This is a genomic window from Streptomyces sp. 147326 (genome assembly GCF_045000215.1).
Lineage (GTDB): Bacteria > Actinomycetota > Actinomycetes > Streptomycetales > Streptomycetaceae > Streptomyces.
This window is the reverse complement of record NZ_CP134201.1, coordinates 8,873,595-8,890,643: the sequence shown is the minus strand read 5'-3', so window position 1 is coordinate 8,890,643 and position 17,049 is coordinate 8,873,595. Positions and strand designations below refer to the sequence as shown.

Annotated in this window: 18 protein-coding genes and 1 pseudogene; 2 read left to right on the top strand and 17 right to left on the bottom strand. The window is 70.0% G+C overall.

Annotation, left to right across the window (positions count from 1 at the left end):
• Positions 1-17 precede the first annotated feature (17 nt).
• From RIU97_RS41395 to RIU97_RS41350, 10 genes are all read right to left on the bottom strand, one after another.
• A complete protein-coding gene (locus tag RIU97_RS41395; RefSeq protein ID WP_404962662.1) occupies positions 18-1,142 on the bottom strand; it encodes a hypothetical protein in 1,125 nt (374 codons plus the stop codon).
• A gap of 41 nt (positions 1,143-1,183) precedes the next feature.
• Positions 1,184-1,402, bottom strand: a complete 219-nt coding sequence (locus RIU97_RS41390; protein WP_404962661.1) for a hypothetical protein — start codon at positions 1,400-1,402, stop codon at positions 1,184-1,186.
• Positions 1,403-1,635: 233 nt separating this feature from the next.
• Positions 1,636-1,863: a hypothetical protein gene (locus tag RIU97_RS41385; protein ID WP_404962659.1), complete on the bottom strand. Its 228-nt coding sequence runs from the start codon at positions 1,861-1,863 to the stop codon at positions 1,636-1,638.
• 409 nt (positions 1,864-2,272) lie between these two features.
• Positions 2,273-2,878, bottom strand: coding sequence for a hypothetical protein (locus RIU97_RS41380; RefSeq protein WP_404962658.1), 606 nt, complete (start codon positions 2,876-2,878; stop codon positions 2,273-2,275).
• Between the two features lie 189 nt (positions 2,879-3,067).
• The gene (locus tag RIU97_RS41375) at positions 3,068-3,301 is read right to left on the bottom strand and encodes a hypothetical protein (protein ID WP_404962657.1); all 234 of its coding nucleotides are present in this window, start codon (positions 3,299-3,301) and stop codon (positions 3,068-3,070) included.
• 541 nt (positions 3,302-3,842) lie between these two features.
• Positions 3,843-4,127: a chaplin gene (locus tag RIU97_RS41370; protein ID WP_257552152.1), complete on the bottom strand. Its 285-nt coding sequence runs from the start codon at positions 4,125-4,127 to the stop codon at positions 3,843-3,845.
• A gap of 346 nt (positions 4,128-4,473) precedes the next feature.
• On the bottom strand, positions 4,474-4,959 hold the full coding sequence (locus RIU97_RS41365; protein WP_404962656.1) for a transposase: 486 nt from the start codon (positions 4,957-4,959) through the stop codon (positions 4,474-4,476).
• A gap of 179 nt (positions 4,960-5,138) precedes the next feature.
• On the bottom strand, positions 5,139-5,411 hold the full coding sequence (locus RIU97_RS41360) for a transposase (protein ID WP_404962655.1): 273 nt from the start codon (positions 5,409-5,411) through the stop codon (positions 5,139-5,141).
• A gap of 129 nt (positions 5,412-5,540) precedes the next feature.
• On the bottom strand, positions 5,541-5,909 hold the full coding sequence (locus tag RIU97_RS41355) for a DUF4288 domain-containing protein (RefSeq protein ID WP_404962653.1): 369 nt from the start codon (positions 5,907-5,909) through the stop codon (positions 5,541-5,543).
• A 57-nt stretch (positions 5,910-5,966) separates the two neighbouring features.
• A complete protein-coding gene (locus tag RIU97_RS41350) occupies positions 5,967-6,473 on the bottom strand; it encodes a transposase (protein WP_404962651.1) in 507 nt (168 codons plus the stop codon).
• Positions 6,474-6,748: 275 nt separating this feature from the next.
• Here RIU97_RS41350 and RIU97_RS41345 point away from each other — a divergent pair, with 275 nt between their 5' ends.
• Positions 6,749-7,039 (top strand): hypothetical protein, encoded by a 291-nt coding sequence (locus tag RIU97_RS41345; protein ID WP_404962650.1) that lies wholly within the window; start codon positions 6,749-6,751, stop codon positions 7,037-7,039.
• Positions 7,040-7,421: 382 nt separating this feature from the next.
• Here the strand turns inward: RIU97_RS41345 and RIU97_RS41340 are convergent.
• From RIU97_RS41340 to sigJ, 7 genes and pseudogenes are all read right to left on the bottom strand, one after another.
• Positions 7,422-7,916, bottom strand: a pseudogene (locus RIU97_RS41340) (IS982 family transposase); the annotation flags it as partial.
• A 332-nt stretch (positions 7,917-8,248) separates the two neighbouring features.
• A complete protein-coding gene (locus RIU97_RS41335) occupies positions 8,249-8,884 on the bottom strand; it encodes a carbonic anhydrase (RefSeq protein ID WP_404962649.1) in 636 nt (211 codons plus the stop codon).
• Positions 8,885-8,965: 81 nt separating this feature from the next.
• Positions 8,966-9,610: an L-threonylcarbamoyladenylate synthase gene (locus RIU97_RS41330; protein ID WP_404962648.1), complete on the bottom strand. Its 645-nt coding sequence runs from the start codon at positions 9,608-9,610 to the stop codon at positions 8,966-8,968.
• Positions 9,611-11,043: 1,433 nt separating this feature from the next.
• Positions 11,044-12,963: a hypothetical protein gene (locus tag RIU97_RS41325; RefSeq protein ID WP_404962647.1), complete on the bottom strand. Its 1,920-nt coding sequence runs from the start codon at positions 12,961-12,963 to the stop codon at positions 11,044-11,046.
• Positions 12,960-13,214, bottom strand: coding sequence for a hypothetical protein (locus RIU97_RS41320; RefSeq protein ID WP_404962646.1), 255 nt, complete (start codon positions 13,212-13,214; stop codon positions 12,960-12,962). The genes RIU97_RS41325 and RIU97_RS41320 overlap by 4 nt, the downstream gene beginning before the upstream one ends.
• 589 nt (positions 13,215-13,803) lie before the next feature.
• A complete protein-coding gene (locus RIU97_RS41315; protein ID WP_404962645.1) occupies positions 13,804-14,142 on the bottom strand; it encodes a hypothetical protein in 339 nt (112 codons plus the stop codon).
• A gap of 454 nt (positions 14,143-14,596) precedes the next feature.
• Positions 14,597-15,544: an RNA polymerase sigma factor SigJ gene (gene sigJ / locus RIU97_RS41310; RefSeq protein ID WP_404962644.1), complete on the bottom strand. Its 948-nt coding sequence runs from the start codon at positions 15,542-15,544 to the stop codon at positions 14,597-14,599.
• 169 nt (positions 15,545-15,713) lie between these two features.
• Here sigJ and RIU97_RS41305 point away from each other — a divergent pair, with 169 nt between their 5' ends.
• The gene (locus tag RIU97_RS41305; protein WP_404962643.1) at positions 15,714-16,703 is read left to right on the top strand and encodes an NAD(P)H-dependent oxidoreductase; all 990 of its coding nucleotides are present in this window, start codon (positions 15,714-15,716) and stop codon (positions 16,701-16,703) included.
• The last annotated feature ends 346 nt before the right edge of the window (positions 16,704-17,049 follow it).

Sequence of the window (17,049 nt, the reverse complement as noted above, 5' to 3'; positions counted from 1 at the left end):
GGCCGCTGCGGCCATGACTACCTGACCACCAGGCGGCCCAGGCACAGGCCCGTGCAACGGACCCCGCCTGCGGGGTGCCACTCCATCGCCGGCGAGGTGGCCCCGTGTTCCGGGCACCAGGACACGGGAACGATGCCGCCGCAGTCGTACCGCCTGCACACGCGCTCCTCCCCCGGGCCGGCGTACGCGACCGCATGCCGGACCACCCCGGACGTGCCCGCGGTGGCGGTACCGCGCAGGCCGGCCGGCCAGGCCAGCGTCAGGCGCAGGTCTCCCGATCCCGACCGGAACCGGTCGATCACGCGTGCCTCGCCGAGGACGGCCAAGGGCGGCGTCCCAGGCGCGGCCAGGTGCTTCACGGTCAGTCCGAACGTGCCCGCGGACAGGGCGGCGAGCGCGTCGGCGTCCTCATCGGTGGACCAGCCGGACAACCGGTCCTCGTCTTCGGCGTCGTCGGCCAGGAGCAGGTGCGGGTCCTCCAGCCGGAAGCGACGTGTCTCGCCCCCTGCTGCGGCGACGACCAGGGCGGCGGACGGTACCTCCGTCGGGACGGCGATCTTGCCGTGGGCGAGGAGCCAGGAGACGACCGCGGCCCGGTCGAACTCGGGGCTGGTCGCCGTACCGGCTACTGGTGTCGGGAAGTCGTCGTGTCGGCGGCGCCAGTTCGCCGCCGCGGCCCGGCCCACCCCGGCGATCCGCCCCACCTCCGCCAGCAGCACCCGGTCCTCGCCCGGGACGACCGGGGTGAGGGCGGCGAGCGGAGAACGGCGGCCGGTCCGGGCGGTGGCCACCGCCCGCCAGTCCACCAGCGGCTGGACGACGGGGAGCAGGGCGACGTCCTGGGCGGAGTAGAGCGGCACCGTGGTCCACCCGCCGTGGGACTTGTAGTCGATCTCCACCGTGCCGATCGGGGAGAGGAACCCGAGGCGCACCGCGGCGTCGAAGTCGGCCCTGCGGACGCCGAGTCGGCGGGCGGCCTGGTCGGGGCCGAGGGGGACGTGCCGGTCGAGCAGGGCGGGCAGGTTCCGGCGGCGGGCGAGCGTGTTGACCTGGTCGGGGTGGACGTCGGGGAACTCGACTCCACCGCCGAGGTAGACGAGGAGCCCGGCACGGACCAGGTGGCCGACCGCAGACGCCGTCACCCGCGGCCGGCACCGCGGCAACGGGATGCCGAGCGCCTCCGTCAGCCGGTCCGCCGCCCACCCGCCCCCACCGGGCCCCGCAGCGCAGCGCGGACCGCTTCCGGGTCGGCGGCCTCCACCACCGCACGCGACCACCGGCCCGGCCCGACATCCGCGGCCGGGACCAGACCCGAACCCGTCGCCCACCGCCACGCCGCGACCGGCACCCGCAGCTGGCCCGACGCCTGACCCTCGTCGAACACCCGCACCGAACGCACCACGACTCACACCCCAATCAGCACATGCGCGGCCCGACCACCGGGCCGCGCCCGAAACATGCCGAAAGATCCCGCTTGATGTCAATAGGCATGATTTTAGGGCGCGTTGGAGGCGCACCGCACAAGCCGCGTACGCGTACGCGAGGGCGAAAATCACCCCTGCGGGGGGGCTGACCGGCTCCGACCAGACGGAAGCGGGGGCTACCATCGCGGCCCCCGCTCCTCCCTCGGACGGCCTACAGGTAGTCGGTCCGCTCCGTGCCGTAGGTGCCCTCGTACGGGCCGTGCAGGCGGGTTTCCGTCAGCCGGACCCGCACCACGCGTCCCCCGGGCAGCGGCACGGAGACTACGGTGCCCGGGGGCTCGGAACTGGGGAACGGCTTCGTGTATCCGTCGACGTCTGCGGGGGTGTACCAGCGGGTGATCTTCTTCGTGAACCTGTCCTTCCGCGGCCAGGACCCCATCGGCCCTGCCTCACCCCGAAGCGCGGAACGTCCTCCGTGGTCACGTCCAGGCGCAGCCGTTGGAACCGGAGCGGGGGGCGGTAGACGCCGCCGTGGTCGATGGCGCGGTCGGCGCTGACCTCGGCCGCCAGGACGGGGCGGACGAGGGTGGTGTCCAGGACGTCGCGGCTCCCCCAGGTCGCCGAGAAGCGCACGCCCTCCACGGGTGCCCGGGCGCGGCCGCGGTGAGGTGCTCGGCGACCTGCCGGGCGGCGTCCGGGCGCAGCGGTACGGTGCGACCGACCGCGCGCAGCCGGCCGTCCTGGTCGTGGCGGCCGAGGACGTACAGGCCGGGGCGGGTAAGGGTGCCGGTGATCGCGCCGACGATCGCCTCAGTGGTGTCCCGCCTTCTGATCTTGGTCCAGCCGCGCTATCCGGTCAGATAACGGCTGTTCAGGGGCTTGAACAGGATCCCCTCCACCCCGGACACGTCCGTCCAGGACTCCAGCCACTCCCGCGCCATGGCCAGGTCCGTCGTCATCGGGCACAACGTCCATGGCGCCATCAGGGCGCGCTCGGAGAACAGGTTCTCCAGCAGTGCGCGCCGCTCGGCGTACGGGCGGGTGAGGAGCTCCTGGCCGTCCTGCTGCAAGAGGTCGAAGGCGACGAAGTAGGCCGGCCACCGGGCGGCCAGAGCCAGGGCGCCGCGGGCGCGGGTGGCGGCCCAGCGCTGCAACGCCTCGAACGACAACCGGCCCGCCTCGGCGTCCCAGACGACCAGTTCGCCATCAAGGACCAGGCCGGGCGGCAACTGCGCCTCGGCGGCCGCCACCAGGTCCGGCCACCGATCCTGAACCAGCGCCCCGCGGCGAGTCTGCACCAGCACCGTGCCGCCCGGCCCGGCCGCGGTGAACAGCAGCGCCCGATGCCCGTCCAGCTTCTGCTCGTACGCCACCCCCGCCCGCAAAGCGGCCGGGCCCGGCACCGACTCCGCGGCCAGCGCCAGCATCGGCTCAACCGGCGGTCTCAGCGTCACCCTGGGACCTTCCTCGTAACCCCCTCTTCCAAGGATCCACCGGATCGGACGGACCCCGCCCGGCAGGCGCCTTGGGTGTCATCCATCCGAGGGGCCGGCGGGGCCGACCGGGGAGGGGCGCAGCTCCGCCCCGGCACAGTGGCAGCACTCTGTACCCGGGCGGGCATGGGCCGGGCCCAGGAACGGCCTCTAGGTGAGTTGGTTACCTGTCCCCTGGAAGTCGGCGACTGCGGTGATCACATTTCCGATCCCGTTGTTCACCGAGTCACCGAAAGTCTGCGAGTTGAAGTTGAACGACTCGTCCCGTGCGACGCTTCCGATGTCGCCCTGGCTGTCACCCTGACTGGCCATTGCGGTTCCCGTGAACGACAGGGCGGCCCCCGCGAGGGCGACAGCAGCAAGTACGCGCTTGGTGTTGTTCATGCCCAGCCAACGATCTTGAATCCTGCCAGGTTACGTCCGGACCGGACGGGCCCGGCCTGGCAGGCGCTTGGAGCGTCATCCGTCTGAGGGGCCGGCGGGGCCGGCGGGGCCCGAGAGTGGTGGTGTCAGCGTCGGGCGTCAACGCCGACCCTCGCGTTCACACGGGATGCCGAACGCTGTGGTTGTGCTGCGGGGTGCTGGCCGCCCGCGGCTATGGTCGGGCGCAGTCCGCGCCGATAAGGCGTGCGCGGGCGAGGCCCGGTGACCAGAGCGCTCTGGCGGTACTAGCACCGGGCCGCCCCACCACCCACCGCGACCGAGGTCCGGTCGCGCGGACCGGGAGGAGCGGAACCCGCTCCCCGTGGCCTGGCTCGGCTGGTGGCTGGCTGGCTGGCTGCACGAGCTGGCCTCGTCATGAGAACGGCCTCCCCTTGGAGGATGAGGGGAGGCCGATCTGTACAGGGCTTCGCTGCGGCTGGTTCAGATGACGGCGCTAGATGTGCCCGCGCGACGAGCGCGCCCGATCCAGGACTTGGTGCTGTCAGTACTTGCCGTGGTGGTCGGCCTTGTGGTGCCCGTCCGAGCCGCCGTTGTTGATGCAGGTGTTGCCGAAGGCGGGGTTGAGGAGGCCGACGATGTTGACGGTGTTGCCGCAGAGGTTGACCGGGATGTGGATGGGCACCTGGACGACGTTGCCGGACAGGACACCCGGAGAGCCGATCGCAGCGCCCTCTGCCGTGGCGTCGGCGGCGGCCATGCCGGCCCCGCCTGCCAGGACGGCACCAGTGGCGGCGGTAACGGCTACGGCCTTGGCGAAACGGAACATCAAGATCTCCTTGAACTCACTCTGCCGCGGGGAAGTACGGCAGACGACGTCCCCCACAACGGCCGGAGGCGCCCGCCCGTCACGGACAATGCGCCGAACCGGTGAGCTCGAGAAGCGTCCGCTCAGCCTGACCCAGGCCGCGACCGCCCGAGCCGGCATCCGCGCCGCCATCGCCCTGCGGGCCTGGCTGCGCCGGCAGGGCGTCGAACTCGCGCGATGCACCCACGGCTGGGCATCTATCCCGTCTAGGGCCTGTTGTGAAAGTGCTAGTCAAAGCCACTCGTTGATGACTGCGACCAGCACTGTCGCTTCGTAGCGCACGGCCAGCTTGATGCCCCTATGGATGTCAAGCAGCGATCCCGACGGGTCCCGTCTGCTCAGCCGGACGGTTCGCTGGGATGAGAAGTCGGTAGATCTCTCGTGCGACGTAGCGTTTGAGGCAGCGGATGATCTCGCGCCTTGTCTTGCCCTCGGTCAGGCGTCGTTGCAGGTAATCGCGGGTGCGGTCGTCCCAGCGCAGACGGCTGAGGACGATCCGGTAGAGGGCGGCGTTCGCTTGGCGGTCGCCGCCGCGGTTCAGCCTGCGGCGCTGTGTCTTCCCTGAGGATGCCTCGACCGGGCTGGTGCCGCATAAGGCTGCGAAGGACGCCTCGCTGGCGAGTCGCTCGGGGTTGTCGCCGGCCGAGATGAGCAAGGCAGCGGCGCTGTCCGGGCCGACGCCACGGACTTCCAGCAAACCCGGTGTACTGACTTCGACGGCCTCGGCTATCCGCTTGTTGAGATCGTCGATCTCCTCGGTCAGGTGCCGGATGCGGCGGGCCAGCAGTCTCAAGGTGTGGCGGGCGACCCCGGCCCTGCTCCGTCGCGATGTGGATCTTCGTGGTCAGGCCGCCTCGCGAGCGTCCGAGGCCGTGGTCGCTGGGTTCGATGTCCACGCCGCCAGGGCGCTCGCGTTGAAGATCCCTTTTTTACGTGCGCCAGCGGCATGCTGGTGGGCGGTCGAGTCCACACTCACGTCCCAGCTGATCCGACCCTCCGCGTCGGCCTGGGCCTGCAGTTCCTCCAGGACCCGCTTCCATGTTCCTCTCGCTGCCACCTGCGGAACAGGTCGTAGATTCGGTCCCACGGGCCGTACCGCTTGGGGACATCCCTCCATGGCGTTCCGGCCCGGGTCCGCCACCGTATCCCGTCGATCAGCTGCCGACGGGTCCACGTCCGCGGCCTCCCCGGCTTCTTCCCCACCGGCAGCAACAGCTCTAGCCGAGCCCACTGCCGATCTGTCATATCCCCTCGCGCCACACGATGATCATCGCAAGTCGAGATCCACTTCCGCAGCGGACATGGCGGTGAAGGTGAGGATGGTCGAGCGCCGGCGTCCACGTCCTGCTGTCGGACCGAATCTCGCGAACGACATCACTCACTGACCTGAGTGTGTGTCGGTCCTGAGTCGTAGCGGTCGAGAAACGCGTTCGCCAGGAGGTCGAGTGCGTGCAGTTTGGAGAACACCTCCGTACCCGCTCCCATCTCCTCGTCGCCGTCGGAGATCCGGTATGCCTGCACCATGTCGAGGACTTCGAAGTCTCCCTCCCTGGCGTACTCGGCCGACTCCCGCTCGGCCAGTTCGATGGCCTCATCGAGGGACCGCGCTCGGAATAGCACGACACGTTCCTCGAAGGGACGGTTTTCCCAGGTCAGCCATCGATAGAAGGTTCTGGCGCTGTACCACGCCTTCGACTCTTGCCTCATTGCCGGTCCGCTCCCCTCGCGCCAAACCGTGATCATCGCAACAGAAGATCCACTTTCGCAACAGGCCCTAGACGAGTAAGTCCGAAGGCCTGGTCAGTGGTCGTAGGCGATGAGTGACCTGGTCAGGGGTGTGTTGTGGGCCCGGTTGTGCCAGATGGCGGCGGTCAGGGCCAGGAGGCGTTGTCCGACGCGGGCCAGGACTCCGGCTGGGGTTCTGGCTCCGTGGCGTTCGAGGTCGAGTTGGCCTTTGAGGGTGTCGTTGACCGACTCGATCAGCTGCCGGATCGGTTTGAGCAGGTGTTCGCCCGGCCTCGCTTTGAGGTTGCGATAGCTGGGACGCAGCAAGGTCAGGCCGTGGTCGGCCATGAAGGTGTCCAGGTGCTTGGAGACGTAGCCCTTGTCGCCGACGACGGTCTGGCCGGGGTGGGTGGTCAGCAGGTCGGGATCACCCGTGAGCATGTCGGCCAGGACCTCACGTTCATCGACCTTGGGGTTGGTGGCTTTGCACACGTCGAACAGCAGCGTTTCGACAGCAGTTCGGGAGTCACCCTGGCCCTCGGCGCCGAGCCGTTGTTCATGACGACGGGAGGCACCGCCCACCGCTGGAAAGTCGTAGCGACGGTCTGGGCGTCCCCCCCGAGGCTGGGTCCGGCCTGGGGAGCATCGGTACAGCGCTGCTCCGGGACAACGGCTGCCTTTGCGGTGGGCGGTCTTCTGGGCCGCCGACCTGACCCGCACGCCGTCGGGCGAGGCATCTGGGCGACACGGCAGCTTCGGACATTTATCCCCGTATCCGGTACGGCCGCGTGCTAGAGATAGGGGGTAAATAATCCCAAAGTAGGAGGTATGTGACGATGCGCACAACTCTTCTCCGTGTGACGGCCGCGCTGGGTGCCGCGGCAGTGCTGGCCATCTGCGGCGCCGGCGCGGCCAGCGCCGACGGCGTGGGCAACGCAGGCGTGGGCAACGCAGGCGTGGGCAACGCAGGCGTGGGCAACGCAGGCGTGGGCAACGACGGCATCGGCAACGCAGGTGCTTTCAACGACGGCATCGGCAACGCGGGCATCGCCAACTGGGGTCTGGGCAACGCGGGCATCGGCAACACGGGCATCGGCAGCCACGGCATCGGTAATTCAGGCATCGGCAGCTCCGGCATCGGCAACTGAGACGGGCTTACGGCCCCCGCACCACCAGGTCGCACGACGCGCCCGGCTGACGCCGGGCCGGTCCACCCGGGCTGCCCGCTCCACCAGCGGCCGGCCCGGGTGTGTGGCGTCGAGCAGCTGGCCCGCGAGGATGGCGAGCCGCGCGAGCAGAATCGGCTTCACCTCGTTGCACGAGAACCTGGATGCCGTCACCCCCGGCGGCCGGCCTGGCCGCCGCCCGAGGGTCGCCACCGAGGAAGTCGTCCGTGCCGCCTGCGCGCTAGGCGTCTCACGACCCCCTGTGGCTTGCTGCCTCCCGTTCTCGTGAACATCGATGTCCTGTCTCGGCGGGTGCCTCCCGAAGTCATGACGAACAGGCTTCACTACCCGTGAATAAAGCCAGGTTGGCCAGGGCCCAGGCGATGGGCAGGCCGCCGGGCGTGCAGAGCAGGTGCAGGCGCAAGCCCCAGAAGAAGCGTGAGTGGGAGGGGCAGTAGCCGTAGCCGGCCCAGCCCGCGAGGTCGGAGCGTTTCACGGTGGGGCGTGAGCGGGCGCATTCCACGGGGGTGGAGTCGACGATCCATACGTCGTCGTGCCACAGGTCGATGTCCCGGGCGAGGGTACGGATGAACCGGCTGATCAGCGGGTTCGCGGCCCGCAGGCGCTTGTTGTAGCCGGATTGTCCGGGCAGGTAGGGGAACTCGGCGGCCAGGTGGCGGCGTGCGAACCGCAGCCAGCGGGTCTCGGAGGCGAAGCCGAGGACGGCCTGCATGACGGCGAGCGTCAACAGCTCGGCATCCGTCAGCCTCGGCGGGCGACCCGACCGCCGCGTTCCTGCCAGAGAGTCATCAATCCTCACGTACAGTGCAGTCGCGAGGGTCTCCAGGTTTGTCGTCACAAACGAACCAACGAGACCCTCGCTTCATGCGCCCGAAGACATCGGACTTACTCGTCTAGTCCGGGCCTCCGCCCTGATTGGGACTCTCCACTCAGCTGCATCAGCCTCCAGGAGTTGCGGACTCTCCTTCGCAGGGGTGGTGCTGCTGCTCGACGTCACGGACGCCCGCGCGATCCGCTCGACCGTGGCCTGGGCCCGGAGATCAATGCCTGCCGGACCCAACCAAGGCCAGACAGGCCGGCAGACTGCCCGGCCCGCCACCCGCCGGGCGCCTGACACCGCCGTCAGATCTTCCCCGCCACCGTTTCCGACAGTGGCGGTGACCGCTCTGTTCAGACGGTCGCTTCCTGGGGCAGGCCGCGTGTGGTGACGACTCGGGCGCTGCCGTCGGCCAGCCGGTAGGACAGGCCGACCACGGCTACCTGGCCGGCGGCGACCTGGTCGGCGAGCACGCGGGAGCGGTCCAGGAGGAGGTCGACGGTGTGGCGTATGTGCTCGGCGATGATGTCGTCGTCCTCGGTGAGTCCGGCGGCGCGGGCGGCCAGGACACTGGGCGTGACGCGCTCGATGACATCGCGTACGAACCCGGTGGCCATCACACCGTCGGCCAGGGCGGTGCGGGTGGCCGCGACCGCGCCACACGTGTCGTGGCCCAGCACCACGACCAGGGGGCAGTCCAGCACGCTGACTGCGTACTCGATGCTGCCCAGCACTTCCGCCCCCGCCACGTGGCCCGCGGTGCGGACGACGAACAGGTCGCCCAGCCCACGGTCGAAGATGATCTCGGCCGCGAGGCGGGAGTCGGAGCAGCCGAAGAGCACGGCAAAGGGGCGCTGAGCGGGCGCGGTCTCGGTGCGGCGCGCCGCGTCCTGGTTCGGGTGCTCAGGCGTGCCTGCTGTGAACCGCTGGTTGCCGGCCAGCAGCAGTTCGAAGGCTTCGGACGGAGTCGGGGAGGGTACGTCGCTCATGGCGGCAGGCTACGGCTTCGCCCGGCCCGCCACAGCGCTGGGTCCGCCAAAGGAGCGCGAGCGCTCCGGCCGGGGCAGGGGTCACGGCTCCTTGAGGTCGGGGACGACCTTGCGCAGGATCTCGGCGCTGATCGCGCCAGCACGCTTGAGGACCGGTACCGGCCCGGTGAGGTCCACGATCGACGAGGCGACGGCAGCCTCGGTGCGCCCGCCGTCGAGGTAGACGGCGACCGAGTCGCGGAGCATGCCCTGAGCGGCATCACAGTCCTGCGGGGACGGGTGCCCGGTCAGGTTGGCGGAGGAGACCGCCATCGGCCCCGTCTCGGCGAGCAGCTCAAGGGCCACCGGATGGGAGGGCATCCGGACCGCGACCGTGCCGTGGGTCTCCCCTAGATCCCACGTGAGGGATGGCAGGTGGCGGGCGACCAGAGTCAGCCCGCCCGGCCAGAACGCCTCCACCAGAGCCCAACCCTCATCGGGGAAGCCGGTGACCAGATCGTGCAGGGCGTCCGGGGAGGCGACCAGCACCGGGGAGGGCATGGCCCGGTCCCGGCCCTTGGCACCCAGCAGCCTGTCCACCGCGTCGCGGTCGAAGGCGTCCGCGCCGATGCCGTAGACGGTGTCCGTCGGCAGCACCACCAGCTCGCCCCGGCGCACCGCCGACGCGGCCTCGCGCAGCCCGTCGCCCCGGCCCGACGCCGTCAAGCAGTCAAAACGAACGGCCATGTCCGTCCTCCATCCCACCGGGCGCTCGGCCCGCACCTGCTGGCTCACCCCGGCAGGCTACCGGCACGCACACCCCCACATACTCCTGCTCATCGTCCGAGACTTGCCACGTGTCCAGCCTGGCTTTGTAAACGAGTAGCGGCTCTGGCTCACGTGCTGTGAAGTGCGTACCCTGAGTGACACATACGGCGCTACACGGCTGACGGCGCATGCTCTGGTTTCTCGCCGGGAAGGGCGTGCGCGACTTGGCGATGTGGTTGAAGCGGACGTGGGTCGACTGGACTGTCCTCGTGTCCATGATTGTGACCGCGGCCATGTGTGAGAGTCCCTTCCTGATCGTCTTCTTCACAGCCGTCGCGGTTGTTGCGGCAGTCGTCGGCGCGCACACGACGTGGCAGCTGGTGCGTGCACCCCGACACGCTCGGTGAACGAGGCAGGGACACACCACAGAACCTGAGCCAGAACCGCAACCCGTGAACAAAGCCAGACCTGTTTTGAGGGTGAGGCGGAACGCACCCCGGACATCGACGCTGAGCGCGCCGACCTCATGGCCCGGGTCCGCTCGGCCTTCGGAGACCACCTTGCCGTCGACCACGACGGAAACAAGAACGAGTACTCGGAGATCGTGTCGTCCGTGGCGCCGTAGCGGGTGACGAGGGTGGCGTACTTGCGGTCGAGCTGCCAGGTGGTCTCCGCGCAGTGTGAGCTGAGGGTGACGGGGTACGTCACCAGGTTCGCTCTCCGGGAGCCGGTGTTGTAAGGGCTGTAGGTGGTCGTGAGCGGGTTCAGCTTGACTAGTGAGGTGGTCGGCTCAGAAGGGGCGGTGAACGCAGGATCGGGGCTGGTGGTCGGTGGCGGACTCGCGGATGGGGAGCTGGTATCCGCTGACGGGCTCGGCGTCGGTGTGGGGGTGGGAGTGTTGGTGGCGCCGGGTGAGGATCCAGGCGGCTTGGCGTTCGCGGCGGCCGGCTCGTCATCCGAGGCTGCCCACACACCTGCGGCGACACCAACAGCCAGCAGAACGAGCGCGCAGACGATGGCCAGGAAGACCCTCCCCCGTCCCCGTCCTGCTCCGTTGCTCGGCGGGAAGGGGGGCTCCGGCGGGATGGTGATGTGGGGAACCAGCTGGTTCTGGTCCCCACCGCCATCCCCGGTCGTCTCCAGCAGCTGCAGGTGGACCCGGGTCCGGTCCAGGTCCGCGGCGCGGGCCGCTGGCGGTGGCGATCCGCGCCGGTTCCTCTGCTGCTGCGCTGCGGGCTTCGTGCCGTCCGCGCCACGGGGCGGGGGCGCCGCGTGCAGCGCCCCCTCGGCTCTTGGGCCGATGCCGTCAACGACGGCGGCGCACGAGTACCGCGATCACGTGCGGGGGTCCGAGCGCCGCTGCGTGCGTGCGGGCCCCCAGCAGGCCCCATGGGGTCCGCTGGGGGGGTCGGTTATGGGTGGTGGGTTCCCTTGCGTACGACCTTGGGGTCGTGGCTGCCCTTGCGGTTTCCGCTCTGCGGGTCGATGCGGAAGACACCGCCGGCTCCCGTGACCACGTTCAAGCTGTCGAACAGATAGAGCTGGTCTCCCACCGCGCGCACGTTGGGCGGGGTCTGGGACGTGCCGGTGGCGTTGCGGACTGCCAGCCGCGCCGTGAGCAGGGCGTCGTGTGCCATGACCGCCCAGCCGCTGGCCAGGTGGGTTTTGTCGAACTCCTGTCCGTGATGGGGAGTGGTGAACTCGGTGGCGAAGTCCTTGTAGAGGGTTTGGTCGGGGTTGGCGCTGTCGGCGAGCTGGTCAGGGTCGGCGAGCGGGACGTAGAGCACGGAGATGGGCGCGCTGGGGTCGTTCAGTCCCTCGATCTCGAAGTTCACGGTGGCGGCGTCGGAGCCGGTGACCACCGTGATCGCGGTGGTGCGGCAGGGGCGGTCATGCAGCTTCGCGATGAACATCTCCAGGTAGGTCGCGCGGCCCGCGTAGAACACCACGTCGGTTTTGGGAGTGCCGCACAGGTTGTTGGCGATGGTGCCCAGGCTGCTTTCCTCGGCACCCTGCTGGACCGTGAAGTTAAACGAGAGACCTCCCGCCTCCAGGTAGGGCAGCAGGCCCATCTGCGGGTTGCGGATGGCGGCTTCCAGGGACTGCGTGTAGAAGTCGGGATTTCCGTCCGGGGTCTCCGGCGCGCTGACCAGGGCCCCGGCCTTCATCTCCGGACGTTTGCCCAGTTCCTGGGCGAGCGCCTTGATCTGCGTGCTGACGTTGGGGGCCACTCGCACCAGGCCCGGGATCTGTGCGCCGCGGTCGATCGCGCCGCTCTTGTCGAAGCCGTCTGCGGTGATCACGTCGCCGACCATCGGAATGTGGGCCTGTGACAGTGAGCGCGCGGCGTCGATCGACTCTTTCTGACTCAGACCCATGCCGGTCACCGCGACGAGCCGGTCGTCTCCGCCGGTCATCGCTTTGAGCTCCTCGACGACGGCAGGCCAGTTCGACTCGTTGCTGCCCATGTTGGCCAGCACCAGCCGAATCTTGGGGTAGGCCTTGTCCTTGTTCGCTTCGTGCTGGGCGATGAAGGCCCCTTCGACCTGATGCGCGGCCCGGTCGCTCGTCAGGCTCTTGTCGCTCTTGGTCAGCGGCGCCATCAGCGCCACCGTGACGTACCCGCCCTCCTTCATCACCGCCTGGTTCTCGGCGTCGATCGCGGCGAGGGCCTTGTGGAGACCGGGGCCGAAGATGCCGTGCCCGTCGCTGCCGTCTGTGACTCCCGAACATTCACCGCCCAGCACGGTGCGCAGAGCCGGATTCGTGGTGCCGCAGTGGGCGCTGTACCACCACACGCCACCGCCGACGGCCGGGGCCACCAACGCTGCCGCGATCAGCGTGACCAGCCAACGCCGGGGCACGCCCCGGGACCGATCACGCGCGATCCCGGGAAGCCGAGCCCAGCCGCGGGGCACCGCCGCTGCGGAGTCTGCCTCCTTGGCCGAGCCCGAAGAGTCCGTCTGCTCGGGCACGGAGCCCTTCGGGGGCACTAGGTCCTCCGGCTGCCCGATGGGGGCACGACCGTCTGCCACGGCGTGCCACACCCGAAGCCACAGGGCCTGGTCGGCTTCCTCCACCTCGCAGACCCGGAGCAGCTGCTGCACGAACTCGGCCTTCGGGAGCTTGTCCCGTGACAGGGTTGCCCCCACGGTGCCTTTCGGAAGCGGCAGGCCCCCCTTCTCCGCTGCCTTGGTGGCGACCTGGTCCAACGTCAGTCCCATGGACCGCGGGACGCCGGCCAACAGCCCGCGAAACTCCTTGTCGGTGCCGATCGTGTACAGCTGCTCCCGCCAGGCGGCAGCGCCGCCGGGCAATGTCAGGCCCGTCATGCCGCTCCCCCGGGAGCGGTAGCGGCGCTCTGGCCGAGCCACGAGCTGATCTGGACGGCCGCGCCGGCGGCGACCGCCACGAGCCCGAACGCGTCGAGCATGGACTGGCCGGACTTCAGGAGGGCGACGACGACCGTCACCACGACCACGAAGACGACCACGCGAAGGCCGCCGGAGAGCGCACCCGTCCCGCAGGACGGGGCGCCGGCAGCCGGCCGGCCGTGACGGCGGGGAAATCGATGAAGATGCATGGGAAGCCTCCTGGGCGACGTGACGTGCAGGGCAGGCCCGAGCGGCGCTTTACCGGAGCACCGGGTTACGGGCCGTGATGGGAAGTAAGCCTGCAGTGATCAGTCAGCGGCTGGCAAGCATCTGGTCCCACCGGAACACGCGGCCCTCAAATCCGTTCCTGGCACCGGTCGTTCCGCGATCGACCAAGCCGGATTTCGCCCCGCTCACGAGGATTCGAACGGCGCCGTGAACGGGTCGGCCGGGGCCGCGCACACGGCCCCACCGACGCACCCGTCCAGAACGCTGGCCTGGCCATTTGACGTTCGGAACACGCCGGAACGGCCATTCGATCTTGCTATTGCCCGCCGACCGTGGTGAGACTGAACTGTGCGGCCGCTCCCCGGGGCGGCCACGGCCGTGAGACCCCCCGTCAAGTCCTCCTGGGCCAGGCGCGGACACCCCACGGATATGAGAGGGCCCCTGTTACCGGCGGGGGCCCTCTTCCGCACACGCTCCGCAACCGCCACCGTGGGACGGAACCGTACGGATCACCGAGGAGGCGGTCCGGACGGCCGCCCCGGAAGGGCCCGCCCCGTACGCACCCGCACTTCACGCGGCAGAACTGCCGTGGTGCTGGTCGGGCTCCTCGCGCCCTGCGCCGGCACCTATCTCACGATCGGCGAGGCCGGGTCCGGCGGCGCTACCGGCGCCGCCGCCCTCTACGGCACCTGGCGTGCACGCCGTGCGGATCGCCGGGGTGGGCCGGGCCGCAGCGGCGAACTGGCGTTGTCGTCGGCCCGCATGCTCGACCTCGCCCGCACCGCCGCACACGGCCCCTGGCGGCTGCCGCCCCGTGCCCACGCCGAAGCCCTCCAGCAGGAAGCCCGCGCCCCCGCGCTCACCGGCGCCGCCCCCGACACCGTCGCCCGCACCCTCGACGAAGCCCATCACGCCCTCGACCAGGCAGGGCCCGCCGCTCCAGCCAGCTGCACCGGACCCCTGTGCGCCGGTTACACCGAGGAGCGGCTGATGGCCCAGGCCGCTATCTGCTCCGCGCTTCGCTGGAGCTGCTGGGGCGCACGCGGGAGGCGGAACAGGCACGTCGCCAGCTCGCGGACATGGACCCCCCGGAGGAGTGATCCGGTCGACGGACGCCGGTACGGGTGTGTTGCCGCCTGGCGCTGTACCGAGGGCGGGGCGCTTCAGACAAACGACTGTGAAAGTAGCCGCGCGTGCGGCTCTGGCCCTGGCTCGCGCTCGGGGAGGATCGCCAGGGCGAGGCGGACGGCGTCGCAGCCATTTGTTCGAGCTTCGCAATGAGGAGCCACGCGTCGGCGACCGCGTCGTGCAGGCCGCCGAGCGCCTGGTTGCAGTAGGTGCCGCGCTGTCGAAGTCCAGCCGGTCAGCCCGCCGTCCACGGGCGGAGTTTGTCGGGGTTGCGCACTGCCCAGATGCGCGTGATCCGGTCATCCGCGACGTCGAACGCGTACACGGCCACGGTGACGCCTTCGTGCTCGATCACCAGACCGGCCCGGCCGTTGACCGTGCGCTCCAGGACCGTCAGGGCGCCGGACGCCCGGACGGCGAGGTCGGTAAGGTAGCGCGCGATTCCTTCGCCGCCCTCAATCGGGTGGAGCGCGGCGGCGACCACGCCGCCGCCGTCCGCCGTGAACGTCGCGCCGGGGGCGAGGAGTCTGACGAGGGCGTTGATGTCCTGCGCGTGCCACGCCTGCTTGAAGTCCCTGACGAGGCCCGCCTGGTGGGCTGCCGGGGCCGCAGGGGGCAGGGAGGCGCGGACGCGGCGCCGGGCGGAGGAGGCCAGTTCGCGGCATGCCGCCGGGGTACGGCCGGTGATCCCGGCGATCTCGGCGAACGGGTAGCCGAAGACATCGTGCAGGATGAGTGCGACGCGCTGAGCCGGGGTCATGGATTCGAGGGCGACGAGAAACGCCATGCTCACCGACTCGTCGAGTGTGACCCGGTCGGCCGGGTCCGCGGGATCGGTCGCGGCGGTGCCCGGGCGCCCGCTGATCCAGTCGGTCTGCTCGGGCAGCGGCTCTGGGATCCATTCGCCCATGTAACGCTCGCGCCGGACCCGCGCCGAGCCGAGGAGGTCCAGGCACACGCGGGTGGCGACCGTCGTCAGCCAGGCGCCGGGGGACTCGATGGCGTCCTGCTGCTGTCGGGACATGGCATACCAGCGGGTGTAGGTCTCCTGGACCGCGTCCTCGGCCTCGGCCAGGGAACCGAGGAGCCGGTAGGCAAGACCGATCAGCCGCCGCCGCTCGCTGATGATCCCGTCCAAGCCTGCGTCGGACTCGTCGTGCCGTGACTTCGCGTGATCGGTCATGGTTCCGGTGGCTCCCTGATCTCGGATCGTACCTCGGCGGTCCGACGAGACAGCACGTCCGATTGTCAGGTCTTCGACTCTCCCTGACGTTCCGCGGGGTCGTGTCGTCATACCGCTCAGAGACGCCACCGGCCCGGAGAACCCGGGTGAAACACATCAGGAGACAGCGATGACCAGGATCGGAATACTCATCGGCAGCACCCGCCCCGGCCGCAAGGGCGACCAGGTCGCCCGGTGGATCCACGAGCGGGCGACCCGCCGCGGCGACGCCGCATTCGAGGTGATCGACCTGCTCGACCACCCGCTGCCGCATCTGGACGAGCCACTGCCCGCGCTCGCTGGGCGGTACCAGCACGGGCACACCCGGACATGGGCTGACACCATCGCCCGCTTCGACGGATTCGTCATGGTCACCCCCGAGTACAACGCCTCCATCCCCGGCGTGCTCAAGAACGCGATCGACTACCTGTACGCGGAGTGGACCCACAAGGCCGTTGGGTTCGTCTCCTACGGCGCTGGCGGCGGCGCCCATGCGGCCCGGCAGCTGCGGGCACTGTGTGAGCTCCTCCAGATGGGTGCAGTGACCCCGCAGGTCTCGCTGTCCCTGCACACCGACTTCGAGGACCACTCGACACTCAAGCCGGGCGCCCACCGCGTCAGCGCCCTCGACACACTGCTGGATCACGTCGTCGCCCAGAGCACGGAAGGACGGACAGCCACCCCCACACAGCGCGAGACGGACGAAGCCGCGATCCGCCGCCACATCGACGGGATCATCGACGCGATCCAGGCCAAGGATTTCGAGGGTCTGAGGCGGCTCTACTCGACGGACGTCGTGTCCTTCGACATCGATCCGCCGCTCCAGCACGTGGGGATCGACGCGAAACTCAAGAACTGGGCGAACGTGTTCACCTTCTTCCAGGAGGTGACCTACGAGGTGCGCGACCTGATGCCCACGGTGGGCGAAGACGTGGCGTTCACACACGGCTTCGGCCGCCTCAGCGGCACGCTGCCCGACGGGACGGCGGCGGGCGGCATGTGGGTCCGGGTCACCTTCTGCTTCCGGAAGATCGACGGCGAATGGCTGATCACGCACGACCAGGTCTCCGTGCCGCTGGACATCCTGGGAGGCAAAGGGGTCGTCGACCTCGAACCGTGACACCAACGGGCCCTGCGCCGCCCCGCCCGGCGGGGCGGCGCAGGGCAGGTGCGCGGCTCCGGTGAAGTCTGCACTCGAGACTCGAGCCCGTCCAGACCACACCCGCCGCGATCGACGGCCGCATCTGGAACCTGTCGATCCCCACCGAGACCCACGGCGGCAGCCTCAACGCTCCTGGCCGCCAGGTCCTCATCGTCCCCGGCCGCAAGTGGGCCCAGACCCCCGCCACCTGCCCGGTCTCCGACACCGCCCCCGGCGAGTGGATCGGCACCGGCCCCACCGAGGTCCTGGTATGCACCGGCTGCGGCCTCGGCGTCACCTGACCGCCGCGGGCCGGCTCCCGCCC